The sequence below is a fragment of the Desulfonatronospira sp. genome (assembly GCA_003563255.1).
Taxonomy (GTDB): Bacteria; Desulfobacterota; Desulfovibrionia; order Desulfovibrionales; family Desulfonatronovibrionaceae; genus Desulfonatronospira.
On sequence record PWSL01000323.1, the window covers coordinates 1 to 12,942 of the forward strand.

The 12,942-nt window shown below is 52.6% G+C and carries 13 protein-coding genes; 1 reads left to right on the top strand and 12 read right to left on the bottom strand.

From position 1 onward, the window contains the following. Nucleotides 1-269: 269 nt before the first annotated feature. Nucleotides 270-425: a type II toxin-antitoxin system YoeB family toxin gene (locus QZP87_RS09380; RefSeq protein WP_291322659.1), complete on the bottom strand. Its 156-nt coding sequence runs from the start codon at nt 423-425 to the stop codon at nt 270-272. A 376-nt stretch (nt 426-801) separates the two neighbouring features. On the opposite strand from QZP87_RS09380, the gene QZP87_RS09385 reads away from it, so the two are divergent. Then, the gene (locus QZP87_RS09385) at nt 802-3,027 is read left to right on the top strand and encodes an ABC transporter substrate-binding protein (RefSeq protein WP_291322660.1); all 2,226 of its coding nucleotides are present in this window, start codon (nt 802-804) and stop codon (nt 3,025-3,027) included. Nucleotides 3,028-3,226: 199 nt separating this feature from the next. Here the strand turns inward: QZP87_RS09385 and QZP87_RS09390 are convergent, their stop codons facing one another. The 11 genes from QZP87_RS09390 to QZP87_RS09440 form a co-directional block, all read right to left on the bottom strand. Beyond that, the gene (locus tag QZP87_RS09390) at nt 3,227-4,279 is read right to left on the bottom strand and encodes an ABC transporter permease (RefSeq protein ID WP_291322661.1); all 1,053 of its coding nucleotides are present in this window, start codon (nt 4,277-4,279) and stop codon (nt 3,227-3,229) included. 4 nt (nt 4,280-4,283) lie between these two features. After that, the gene (locus tag QZP87_RS09395) at nt 4,284-5,255 is read right to left on the bottom strand and encodes an ABC transporter permease (protein ID WP_291322662.1); all 972 of its coding nucleotides are present in this window, start codon (nt 5,253-5,255) and stop codon (nt 4,284-4,286) included. Further along, entirely contained in the window at nt 5,255-7,048 is a 1,794-nt protein-coding gene (locus tag QZP87_RS09400) for an ABC transporter substrate-binding protein (protein WP_291322663.1), read from the bottom strand. The genes QZP87_RS09395 and QZP87_RS09400 overlap by 1 nt, the downstream gene beginning before the upstream one ends. A 45-nt stretch (nt 7,049-7,093) precedes the next feature. After that, nucleotides 7,094-8,089, bottom strand: a complete 996-nt coding sequence (locus QZP87_RS09405) for an NAD(P)H-dependent glycerol-3-phosphate dehydrogenase (RefSeq protein ID WP_291322664.1) — start codon at nt 8,087-8,089, stop codon at nt 7,094-7,096. 36 nt (nt 8,090-8,125) lie between these two features. Beyond that, nucleotides 8,126-8,560 carry a hypothetical protein gene (locus tag QZP87_RS09410; RefSeq protein WP_291322665.1) on the bottom strand — a complete coding sequence of 145 codons (435 nt, stop codon included), beginning with the start codon at nt 8,558-8,560 and terminating at the stop codon, nt 8,126-8,128. A gap of 167 nt (nt 8,561-8,727) precedes the next feature. Beyond that, complete coding sequence (locus QZP87_RS09415) at nt 8,728-9,825, bottom strand: OmpA family protein (protein WP_291322666.1); 1,098 nt, start codon at nt 9,823-9,825, stop codon at nt 8,728-8,730. 101 nt (nt 9,826-9,926) lie between these two features. Further along, a complete protein-coding gene (locus QZP87_RS09420; RefSeq protein WP_291322667.1) occupies nt 9,927-10,655 on the bottom strand; it encodes a hypothetical protein in 729 nt (242 codons plus the stop codon). Further along, nucleotides 10,636-11,178, bottom strand: coding sequence for a PilZ domain-containing protein (locus tag QZP87_RS09425; protein ID WP_291322668.1), 543 nt, complete (start codon nt 11,176-11,178; stop codon nt 10,636-10,638). The genes QZP87_RS09420 and QZP87_RS09425 overlap by 20 nt, the downstream gene beginning before the upstream one ends. A gap of 68 nt (nt 11,179-11,246) precedes the next feature. Next, nucleotides 11,247-11,681 carry an NIL domain-containing protein gene (locus tag QZP87_RS09430; protein WP_291322669.1) on the bottom strand — a complete coding sequence of 145 codons (435 nt, stop codon included), beginning with the start codon at nt 11,679-11,681 and terminating at the stop codon, nt 11,247-11,249. Nucleotides 11,682-11,700: 19 nt separating this feature from the next. Continuing rightward, on the bottom strand, nt 11,701-12,582 hold the full coding sequence (gene ybgF / locus QZP87_RS09435) for a tol-pal system protein YbgF (protein ID WP_291322670.1): 882 nt from the start codon (nt 12,580-12,582) through the stop codon (nt 11,701-11,703). Then, entirely contained in the window at nt 12,576-12,803 is a 228-nt protein-coding gene (locus tag QZP87_RS09440) for a PLD nuclease N-terminal domain-containing protein (RefSeq protein ID WP_291322671.1), read from the bottom strand. The genes ybgF and QZP87_RS09440 overlap by 7 nt, the downstream gene beginning before the upstream one ends. Nucleotides 12,804-12,942: the final 139 nt, after the last annotated feature.

Consider the following 12,942-nt stretch of genomic DNA (forward strand, 5'->3'; position numbering starts at 1 on the left):
AAAACACACCGTGTCAACTCAGTGGAAGAATTCGATCAATTGGTAGACAAAGTTCTCAACTAAGAAACTTTTCATAAACTCCTCTCATTTTCCCTGGCTGCTAACATTACAGCGACACTTTATTGAAGCTGGAAGGGGACTGGCATTTTTGCCGCCGGATAGTCAGACCGTTTTACGGTTTGAGGTCGGCAAAAGTGCCTGCCCCTGGTTGCCGGGGAGCTGAGCTGGCCGGGCTGATTTCAAATACCCCTGATCCGTAATTGTTGCTTTCAGCGAGAGAATAATTTACCAAATATGACATGCGATCGAACATCAAGGCCCTGATTTTGCTTAATGAGGGTGTTGATACGACGCAGAATTTTTTTGTCGGTTTTTTGCCAGTAAATATAATCGTCCCAGGCATGGTCGGAGAAGACGAGCTTCATTCTATCAGCTCCTTTTCGTTTCCTTTGCCATTTTCGAGTTGGAGGATAGATTCAAGCAACCGTCTTGTATTTTTCGGTGACCGCAATAGATAAGCTGTCTCTTCTAAAGCGGGCTCAGCCCGCAACCCAAGATTAAGAAGTGCTCGTATCCCACAATTGGGACAGTCCCCACGACAATATTTTTTTGGTTACTGAAATCTCTGCTTAGCAAAACTGGTTGTCTTTGATCTGGTTAGTTCTTAGCGGGGACAGTCCCACTGCCAAGCTCTTAACCCCCGCCATGACTCAAATTTTTCTTGTTTTTTGTAACAGGGTTTCAGGAGTAAGCCACTAAGACCTTCTTTTACAAATTTAATGCCTGGGCATTACGGAACTTATGCGAATTTATAAGGAATCAACCCACGGCTGGAGCAAACTCGCTCTTTTACTCGCAACACTGTTAACAGGCATCGGCCTTATTGCAGCATGGATTGCTCCTGCAAACGCAGATCCTGCTTTGGAGCGCGTTACCCTGCAGCTGCGCTGGTTTCACCAGTTCCAGTTCGCCGGATACTATGCCGCCCTGGAAAAGGGGTATTACCGGGACGCTGGACTGGACGTGGTCATCCAGGAGCGGGATCTGCGGCAGGACACTGTGGATGTGGTGGCTTCCGGCCAGGCCGAATACGGGGTGACCAACTCGGAGATCCTGCTGCACGCCCTGCAGGGCAAGCCGCTTGTGGTGATGGCCGCCATTTTCCAGCATTCGCCCCTGGTGCTGGTGGCCCATGAACACACCGGCATATACACCCCGCACGATCTCATCGGCGCCAGGGTCAAGATGACCCGGGATTCACGAGATATTGAGCTGCAGGCCATGCTCGCCAAGGAGGGCGTTTCCCTGGATCAGCTCCGGCTGACTGACGGCGAAGTGGGACTGGACGACTACCTTGACCCAAATATCGACGCTCTGAGTGCCTATGTGTCCAATCAACCCTTTTATCTGCAGCAGGAAGGCAAGGAGTTTCAGATCCTCTGGCCGAGGCGATACGGGGTTGATTTTTACGGGGACTGCCTGTTCACGAGCCAGGCGGAGCTTGCATCCCGGCCGGACCGGGTACGGGCCTTTTGGAAAGCCAGCCTCAAGGGTTGGGAATATGCTATGGAGAACCCGGAAGAAATCATCGACCTTATTCTTGAGCGCTACAATCCCCAAAAATCACGCGATCACCTGCTCTACGAGGCCAAGACCATGCATGAGCTGATCCAGCCGGAACTGGTGCGCATCGGCCACGTCAACCCGGGCCGATGGAGGCATATTGCCGGCATATTTGCTCAGCTTGGGTATGTTTCTTCTGAAAAGGCTACTCCTGATTTCTTCGAGGGTTTTATTTACGATCCCGCCCAGCCGGACTTTGATTTGTCAGCGCTATGGAGATGGATCTGGCTGCTGGCCGGGGGGCTTGCTGTGGCCGGAATGATTGTGTCGGTCCTGCTCTTGTTTATCCGTCAACAAAGACGCTTGATTGAAGCACGGCAACAGACAGAGGAGGCCTTACGGTTTGAAATGGCGCGTCTCTTTTCGATTTTCGACAGTATCAACGAGAATATCTATGTCTGCGATCCGCAAACCTATGAGATTTTGTACGTCAACAAGCACATGCAGAATCTTTTTGGCAAGGAACTGGTGGGCGGATTGTGCTATCAGGAACTGCAGGGCATAGATAGGCCGTGTGATTTTTGCACCAATGACGTGATCATCCATAACAAAGGCGCGTCCCATCAATGGGAACACTACAATCCGATTCTGGATAAGTACTTTCTTGCCACTGACAAGCTCATCAACTGGCCTGACGGGCGAGACGTCAGGTTTGAACTGGCCATTGACATTACCCAGCGGAAACGGGCTGAAGAACGAATCTCGCTGGTCAACAAACAGCTTGAAAAGGCCAAGCTCTTCACCATCATTGCCCATGATTTGAAATCCCCCCTGGCTGGTGTATACAGCACCTCACAAATTCTCGCAGAGGAAGCAGAATCTTTATCTTTGGAAGAAATCAGCCACATGTCAACGGCAATGCATAATAGCTCGAAAATTGTACTGGAGCTGTTAAATGATCTGATGCAATGGGCACGCATGAGTCAGGGGGGCATGGAGTTCAGACCTGAAAAATGCAGCCTTTATGAACTGACCAGGTCAATTCTTGATACAGCCAGGGATATGGCCGGCAAAAAAGATATTGCAATCCGGTCTGACATCCCGGAGGTCTTGACCGTTATGGCTGACCAGTCCATGATCAAAACGGTCATCCGCAATGTAATTATCAATGCAGTCAAGTTTACCCATCGTGGCGGTAATATCTCCATCACCGCCAGGCAGGCAGACTCTTTTGTTGAAGTCTGTACCCGGGATAACGGCATTGGTATGCGTGAAGATATTCTGTCTACGGCCTTTTCTGTTGATAAAAGCAAGATGCAGCTGGGCACGGACGGGGAAAAAGGGACCGGCCTGGGATTGGTTTTATGCAAGGAGTTTGTGGAAAAACATGGAGGCAGAATCTGGGTGGAAAGCGAGCCGGGCAAGGGGACAAAAGTGTTTTTTACATTACCGGGTGCATCATAAATATCGCATGTTTCATTGATATTGTGGTATAAAATGGATGTTGCAAGAGAGTTGAGACTTAGCTTTAGTGACTTACTCCTGAAACCCTGTAATAAAAAAAAGAAAAATTTGAGCCATGACGGGGGTTCAGCACTTGGCACTGGAACTGTTTCATTCACATGAGAGTCGCAGCCATCATCAGGGATGCGCAGGGTCCTTCTTACCGCTTGACCATCTGCTGCCGGGGGTCGACAATATCGCGCAGCACGTCCCCCAGCATATTGAAGGTGATCACGGTAATAAATATGGCCGCCCCCGGGGTCAGCAGCCACCACAGGTTCAGGGTGAAGACCTTCAGCTCCTGGGCCTGCTGCAGCATGAGCCCCCAGGAGGTGCCTGGCTCCTGTATGCCCAGCCCCAGGAAGCTGAGGGCCGCCTCAGCCAGGATATAGGCCGGGATGCTCAGCGTCGCCGCCACCAGAAGATAGCTGGCCAGGTTGGGCAGAAAATGCCGGAAAAGTATGCGCAGGCTGCTCTGGCCCATGACCTCCGCGGCCAGGACAAAGGGGCGCTGCCGCAGGGACAGGGCCATGCCCCTGATGATGCGCGCCGCCCCGGCCCAGCCGATAAGGGACAGTATGATGACAATGACCAGATACATCTGTTCCGGCTCAAAGTGCTCCGCCAGGGCGCCGCGCAGGGCTATGAGCAGGTAAAGAGAAGGTACGGCGATGATGAATTCCACCAGGCGCATGGCCAGAAAATCGGTTCTGCCTCCGAAGTACCCGGCAATACCCCCCACCAGAAAACCCAGGGTCATGGTGATGCAGATCCCGATAAACCCGATACTCAGCGACACCTGGGCTCCGTAGAGAAGCCTGGAAAAGACATCCCTGCCCGTGCCGTCGCTGCCCAGAAGATATATCCGGTGCGGCTCTTCCACCTGAAAAAGGCGCATCTGGGCCGGAATAAATCCCCAGAAACGGTATTCTTCACCGGCTGCAAAAAACTTTATGGGGGCTGTTTCCCCCTCTATCGGCTCGTACCTGGCAGCAGCCGGGTCCACCTGCTCATAGACCTGCACGTGCGGCCTCCAGTCCTCAAGGACAATCCTGGTGGGAGGGTGATAGGCACTGGTCAGATCCTGGTCCGTGGGCAGGTATGGGGCCAGAAACTGGGAAAAAACGGTGCCCAGGTAAAGAACAGCCAGTATAACCAGGCAGGCCACTCCCATGGGGCGTCTGGTAATCTCTTTGAACAGGTGCTTGAGCATGGCCCTAATTCTTTTCCAGCCTTATTCTGGGATCTGACCAGGCCAGGAGCAGGTCGGCTATAAGGTTGCCCAGCATGAGCATGACGCAGCCCATCATCACCGCGGCCACCACCACGAATTCGTCCTGGCGCATGAGGGCCTCGAAGATGAGCTGGCCCAGGCCTGGATAGTTCATGACGTTTTCCACCAGGATGGACCCGGACAGAAGGGTGGCCAGGATAAAGCCTGATGCGCTCACCAGGGGATTGATGGCGTTTCGCAGGACATGCACAAACATGACCCGGCCTTCGCCCAGGCCCTTGGCCCTGGCCGTGGTCACAAAGTCAGAGCGGATGTAGTCCAGGAAGTTGGCCCGCATTATGCGCATATAGCTGGCCACACTGCCCATGCCCAGGACTATTGTAGGCAGCACCAGGTGATGGGCGTAGTCAGCCATGCGCCCCCAGAAAGACATGAACTCATGCTCGACAGAGCTAAGTCCCCCGGTGGGGAACCAGCCTGTCTGGGCCGCAAACATCACCGCCAGCAGGGCCAGGAAAAACTCCGGTATGGACAGGGCCGCATAGGCAAACATAGAGCTTATCCGGTCGAATATAGAGTCCTTGTATATGGCCGCCAGCACCCCCATGGGAATGGCCACGCAAAGGGCGAACATGATGGACAGGGCGGACAGGACCAGGGTGGCCGGTATGCGCTGCCACAAAAGCTCAGTCACCGGGACCCGGTAAATCCAGGACTCGCCCAGGTTGCCCTGGACCACGTTGCCAAGCCAGATGAAATACCTGGTATGCCAGGGCTCTCCCAAAGCGAATTCTTCTTCCATGCGCTCGATATACTCCGCCGGAATATCTTCCTGAGTCCTGGCCACGTCCAGAAAATCCCCGGGGGCGATGGCCATGAGGACGAAGACCAGTACGGATATGCCCAGCAAAAGAGGGATCATGGTCACAAAGCGCCTGATGATAAAAAAAAGCATCACTTCTCCGGGCCTAAGTAAAGTTCGTCAATATTCCAGATTACCGAGCCCATGGACGGAATGCGCACGTTTTGCCACCTGTTTTTGAGCCCCACGTATGCATACGGCGTTACCAGGTACAGAAGGGGCAGTTCTTCTGAAAATACCTCCTGCATCTGGTGCACGTAGCTCACCCGCTTATCCAGGTCAAAGGTCTCCTCCGAGGCGTATACAAGCTCATCTATCCTGGCTTCCCAGTCTGTCTGAGGCTCTTCCTGTTCCGGATTCCACAGGTGCAGGCGCCCGGAGCTAAGATATATAGCCCGCCCCCCGGAAGGATCAGCCCCTCCGGTAAAACCCATCATGGCCCCTTCGTATTCAAAATGACGGCTCACCCGGGCCACCAGGGTCCCGAAATCCAGGTACCTGATGCGCACAGTGATGCCCAGGTCACGCATATTTTCCCTGAATGTGGACAGAATCTGGGGAGTTATGTCGTCGCCCTCCGAGGCATAGACCTGAAATGATACCTGATTGCCTTTTTTGTCCACAAGATGGCCGTCCTGATCCGGCTCAAAACCATCCTGGCGCAGAAGCTCAAGGGCCCTGTCAGGATCATAATGATACCTGGGCACATCCGGGTTGTGCCAGCGCTCGTTGGCCGGGCTGATTATGGAATGCAGAAGCTGGGCCCGGCCGAAATAGACGCTCTGGATAAGTCCTTCCCGGTTGAAGCCGTGCAGGATGGCCTGCCTGAATTTCCTGCTGGTGAACCACTCAAGCTTGTGCGGCTCCACGTATGCTGTGCCTGCCTGGCTCTCCCCGGGCTTCTGATTGAACCACAAAAACCTGATGCCTGTAGCCGGGCCCCGATGATGCACGGTATAGTCGTGCAGGGAAGCGTTTTTGCGCACTCCCACCACGTCCCCCGGGGTTATGGCCGCTGCATCAATCTGCCCGGAAGCAAACAGGACTGTTTCAGTATTGCGGTCCTGCACATACCTGGTAATAAGGTAATCCACGTAGGGCAGTCTCTGCCCCTGGCTGTCCACCCGCCAGTAATGGGGGTTGGGCTCATAAACTATTCTCTGCCCCGGCCGGAAGGAACGTACTCGAAAAGGCCCCGTGCCCACCAGTTCCCTGGGTGCATGCATGGCTGTACGCATGCTCCACTGCTGCAGAAGCTCACCACGCTCAAAGGCATCAAAATGTACGTGCCGGGGCAGGATGCCGATAAAGCCGATTACATATAAAAACGGGGAATAGGGTCTGGCAGTTTTGAAACGCACTGTGTACCTGTCCAGCTTTTCAAACTCTATTGCCTCCCCGGCGATGGTATACTGTCCCATGTAGCGGTTGGGGTAGCGCTGGTCAAAAAGGGCCTTGAAGGTAAAGATGACGTCGTCAGCGGTAAAGGGCTCCCCGTCGCTCCAGCGCACCCCTCGCCTCAATTCCATGGTGATGGCGCGCTTGTCCTTGGAGATATCCCAGGAAAGGGCCAGTTCCGGGACGACTTTTTCCTTGATGGGATGGTAGGTGGTCAGTCCGTTTAAAAACCGGCCGATGGCTTCACTGGAATAGGCGTCCTCAGCTACCAGGGGGTTGAAGGTCCTGGGCTGCTGCGACTCTGCAGTCACCAGCACTCCGCCGTACTTTCCGGGCTCTGACCGGCTTATTTCTGCATCACGGGGGAGGTCATGCTCTTCGCGGTCCAGGGGCGGTATATCCCCTTTACAGGAAGCCAGGGCAAAAAAAAGCAATATTGCGGCAAGGAAGTGGGCAAGGGAAGTGGGTATGAAAAATTTGAAAACCAATTCTTCCTCGAAAAAAAGGCGCTTGTGAGTTGTATCCGGTACGCCCTACTCCATTTTAAGTTCCCGGGTCATGAGATCCTGTACTGCTGTCCTGGGGTCCTTGTGTGCGAACAGCACCTGGTAAACCTGCTCGGTTATGGGCATGTCCACACTCTTTTTCCCGGCCAGGTACCGAACCGACTCAGTGGTCTTGACCCCTTCGGCCACCATCCTGGAGCCTTCCAGGATCTCGTCCAGGGTCATGCCCCGGCCCAGTTTCAGCCCCACCTGGCGGTTGCGGCTCAGATCTCCGGTACAGGTCAGCACCAGGTCCCCCATCCCCGAAAGTCCCATAAAGGTCTTTTCCCTGCCACCCAGGGCCACACCCAGCCGGGCCATCTCCACCAGCCCCCGGGTTATGAGGGCCGCTCTGGCATCATGGCCGAACTCCAGCCCGTCGGAGATGCCGGCGGCTATGGCCATGATGTTTTTTAGGGCCCCGCCCAGTTCCACTCCCTTATAGTCCGGGTTGGCGTAAACCCGGAAAAAATCCGTGCTCAGGATGTCTCGCACCCTGCGTCCCAGGTCCTGGTCCAGGCAGCCCAGACTCACGGCAGTGGGCAGTTTCCGGCTTACTTCACCGGCAAATGACGGGCCGGATATGATGGCATACCGCGGCTCTTTTTCCTGCAGGCTTTCATGCACCACGGCGGACATGGGCTTTAATGTGGCCAGTTCCACCCCTTTGCTGGCACAGATTACTACCGGGCTCTGGGGGAAAAGGTGTTTGGCACCTTCCAGGGTCTGGCGCATGAACTGGGTGGGAATGGCCACCAGGAAATAATCCGCGCCCTGCATGACCTCATGCTGGTCCTGACTGACATTGAGCCTGGAATCAAGCGTGACTCCCGGCAGAAACAGGGAATTTTCACCGGTTTTGCTGATCTCGTCCACCAGTTCTTGTTCCCTGACCCAGAGACCTACGTCCAGACCTTTTTCACTCAGCATGTTGGCCAGGGTGGTCCCCCAGCTCCCGCCGCCCAGCACTGCAATTCTGGTCATTTACTCTCCGCCTGCGAAATCGTCTTTGGTTATAAGTCACTGCCACTCGTCCTGTACAAATCTGAAAATCTCTGTCACGCTGCGGGCACGGACCATGTCAAAGGTGCCATTGGCGACACTCTCGCGGCACTCTCCATTACTCTCATACCTGACCTCTACGTACTTCATAACGCCTATGAAGGGCGATAGCTCGGACTGGGTCTGCCTGACATTAACTTTCAGGGTATTTTTATGGGCTTTGCTGTATCTGCCCACAAGCCCGTTTTCTGTCTGTTCCATGCGTGGATTATCCTTGGTCCCGGCATAATTCCGGTTGAGCATGTACATACGCTGCAGTGCAAAATCTTCAAAATGCAAATGCAGATAGTGATCCGCGTCCAGGGTGACAACGGGATCAGACTCGGCACCGGGTGGTTTGGCCATCATCATGCCTATTGCAGCCAGAAATACGCAAAAAAATATTCGTTTCATGGCATGTCTTCCTGTTTATGGCACAGTCGGCTGCAAAACAATTGCACTGCAGCCCGACTCTGTAGCTTAGGGGAATAATGTGTGGATGGTCAACATGTCATAACCTGTGCAGACCTGGATACATAAAAAAGGCCCGGTCAACCATGGGCTGCCCGGGCCTTCAAGTATTATTCCAGACGCATTTCAACGCGCCGGTTCAGTACACGTCCTTCTCTGGTATCATTGTCAAACGCAGGCCTGGTCAAGCCATAAGCCTCTGTCTCAATTGCATCTTGGTCAACCCCCTGTTCAACCAGGAAGTCAGCCACCGAGTCAGCTCTTCTCTGGGACAGGCCCATATTGTAGTCTGCGGGTCCGATATTGCAGGTGTGCCCTTCAACCACCACATGGGGGTCGGTGCGGTCCTGGATCTGCCTGGCGGCTTCCCTGAGGATTTCTGCATACTGAGGCCGGATAACTGACTTGTCAAACTCAAACTGGATGTTGGAGAAAACAATGACCTCTTCTTCTGGCTCAATCGGGAGAGCAGGTTCCGGTGCTGGTTCGACCGGAGGAGTTACGCTTACCTGTCTTTCAGTGTAGAACACTTTCCGGATAAAATCTGAGCGCGCGAAGTCCTTTTGCATAAATGCGCCGGCATCAATAGTATGAGTGCATGGATTGACTGCAGCCATTTCTTCCATAGCGGCTGTTTCATCCCTTACTGTAGTGCCACTACTCTGGGCCAGGCTGATGAAATGAAAACAAAGCCGGTCACCGTATTCCTGGTACATTTTCTCCATTACCGGGACGGGCCGGGGACCGACATTGGACTCGCCGTCACTGATAATGACCACTGCAATGTCTCCCTGTAGTTCTGCCAGATCATCAGAGAGCTTCAAAAGATCGCCGCCCAGGGGGGTTCGCCTTCCAAAAATCTCAAAGTCCGTAGGAATCTCTTCAACGGCATTTTCAAAAGCTCCCTTGTCATAAGGGGATATAGACAGGAACTCTTTGAAAGGTCCATAGGTGTAAAGACCGAAGTTGACATCCAGCTGAGGCAGTTCCTGGTTCAGTGTCAGCAGTATATCCCGGGCGACTTTGCTCTTTTTCTGATCCAGTTCCTTGTAATCAAACATCATGGAACCGGAATTGTCCACATGAAGCACGAAATTATCAGCTTTCGGTTCAATGATCGTCCTGGTACCAGCCAGGGCCTGCTGAGCCCCTAAAAGGGCAACGGCCAAAAACAACAGCAAGAAAGTCCGTTTCATAGATTTCAACATAATACAAGCCTCCTTAGCAGGTTAAACGGTTAAATTTCTTGAAATATATAAACTAATACTCATTAAACGCAGATGGCAGGGACGTTTCATGTATTTTAGATCTATCTTGATTTCATGCCGGGTATCTGGAGTTGAAACCGGGTGTCCTCTTCATTGGCCTGCAGGGTGACTTGCCAGCCCAACCGTCTGCAGAGATGCTCCACCAGGGGCAGACCCATGCCCAGATGTCCGGGTTTGCTGCTGGATCCCACTTCCCATGGGTCGATATCCTGGAGCCTGGTCTTTGAAATAATCAGAAAGACAGCCCCGCCTGTTCCGGCAGGTCCTGCATGGAAAACAAGATCATTGTCCTGCTCCGGAGCTTTGATCCTGAACTCTTCCAATGCATTTCTTATTCCTTGATCCAGACAAATAGTCAAGTAAAAAGGTGGGAGATCCAGGTTTATGTCCCTCCTTTCCACCTGAGGCCTGCATAATATCTTGTGCTTGAAATAAAGACAGTTGCGCCGGAAAGCCAGAAACCATTTTATATACTGGTCCACATTGACCTGGGCCGGTTCTTTTCTGGTATAGTAGCTGTATTCGCTGTTGCAGCGTAACGATGATCTCAACCCTGACAACTCCCGGGAGAGACAGTCCACTTTTTCAAAGATTCGTGAGGATTTATCCTCTGGATCCTTTTCAAGCAAGCTATTAAGCATGTTAAGCTGCATGTCAAGAATCTGCACATGGTTGCTCAGATTATGAATCGACCCGGAAAACATATCTCCCAGCCCGGCCTGCATATACATGTCAGCCAGGGCCTGATACTTATCCGGGCTCAATTTCATTCTTTTTTCCCCTGATATGTTCTCTTTGTTCCTGAAAAACAAACTGCACTATCTTTTCACGATCAACATCCCGGATATTTTTGTACTGTACCGCCCAGACAGGTACACCCTGGACTTTTTCCTTGCGATGAATCTCAGCTACCATACCGACAATACGCAGGGGCACCTGCGATAAAAGAAGCACCATCTCAAGGTTTTGCCCTTCTTCAAAGTCCTCTTCGGCGGTAAATTGCAAACCGGCCCCGCTGATTTCCAGCACTTCCCCCTGGATGGGAAAGTCAGCCTGGATAGTATCCCGGTTTATAAGGCTCAGGATCATATTGACCTTTTCATCCAGCTGCTGGAAAAAACTGATCAGTTCCCTGGGCAGGTGAGAGCCATAAAGGTTTTTAATGACATGATCTTCTGAATCCCCCACCAGGGTGCAGCTGAACAGGGGAAGAGAATTGTCAAAAACAGTCCGGCGCATGTAGGCTTTGATCCGGGTTGGTACCCGGGAATATTTCCTGACCTGGGTTTGCATGTGTCTTCTCCCTGACGCGGGCTGTGCCCGCAACTCAAAGCTGAACAGATTTATCGGCATTTATTCATTCAGGATTCCCCGTTGGATTCCACATGCATGGCCCCCACAGGGCATATCCTGGTACAATTGCTGCAGGCCGTGCACCTGGCATCGTTGAATAATATCTGCCTGGTGACTTTGTCCAGGCTCAAGGCCCTGTTGAAACAAAGCGCGGTGCATACCCCGCAATGTGTGCAGAGTCTTTCGTCCCGGGTGATGGTCTGTGCCACGTCCCGGATACTGATTCCATGCTCCTGCAGGTATGATATGCCTTTTTTGAAGTCTTCCAGATTGCCCGAAAGTTCAAGGATCATATGCCCTTCTTCCCTGGGACTTATTTTGGCCTTTAATATGTTGAAAGTCAGGTCAAATTTTTTAGCGAGGTTATACATCATGGGCTTTCGCACCACTTCAGGGGCAAAATGCAGAGAAATTATCTTGGAATATTCTTCAGCTGTTTGCATGTTTAAAACTCTTGACAGGTTAAAGGTCCTCTTCAGAAATAAATGCCCTGGCTCTTCTGGCCTCTGCACTGTCCGGGTATTTTTCAAGAAGCTCATTCAGTATCAGCTGACCGGCCTCTTTCCGGCCAAGACTGATAAAGGACATCCCCTGTTTGAGCATACTGGCTTCAATCTTGTTGCTGTCAGGAAAATTGGTGATTACTTCCTGGTAGGCCAGTGCGGCCTCGGCATACTCCTGCATCTGGTAAAATGATTCACCCTGCCAGAAATATGCATTGGAGATCAGGTCATGTTCTGGAAAGAGCTCCGCGAATTCCTCCCACAAGGACTGGGCACCATCGTAATCGCGGTCATAAAATGAGTCCAGGGCGCGCTGGTATAAGACCCTGGCTGTCTGCGGTTCACGCACCTGATCAAGTTCGGGGGCATCCAGAATCGCTGCCGTCTCCACATCATCCAGCAGATCCAAGCCCAGCTGGCTGGCCATGGTCTGCAGCTGCCGCTCTAAAACCCGGGTCTTTTCCTGCAGACTCCTGACTTCCTGAGGTATATCCTGTCCGTCTTCCATGCGGGATACCTTTCTTTGCAATGCATCCAGGTTGCCGGTCAAAGTAGCCACCTGCACCCTGATGGACTCCATTTCGGCCCACAGGTTGGCCTGGATTGCCTGCGCCGGGCCTCCTGCCTCGGATACCTTTTCTTCCAGAGACTTTGTCCTCTCTGCCAGCTCGTCCTGGATTTTGTCCAGCTCGTCCTGCATCTTCTTGCGGTCCTGGTGCTGCTGGTGCTCCAGGGTCCGGATCTGCATCTGCATACGTTCCATGCCGGTCTGCCCTCCGGTGGCGCAGGCACTCAGGATAAACACCGCCGCTGCAAGCAGGAGGATTTTAAAATTCAGCATACCTTGACTCCTCTTCTACGGCCGATAAAGAAATACAAAAGCCCGCCAAGAAAGGGGATGAATACCGATACCGCCAGCCATGCCAGCTTTTCCTGGGCTGTATTGAAGTCGCAGCGGAATATATGCAGAATCGCCCACAGGTTGGGCAACACTGGTATAATGAGTATCAGGACCGCCCAGGGACTGGCCCTGAAAATCTCTACTACTGGTATTTCAAACATGGATTTTCCCCAAAAAAATTATCACTACAGCGAAACTTATAACATTTTATAACCTGTCTCAATTGGGGACAGGCACTTTTGCTGGTTGACAACCTGCCATACTCCAAAATCTCGGTGGCAAAAGAGCCAGTCCCCGGAG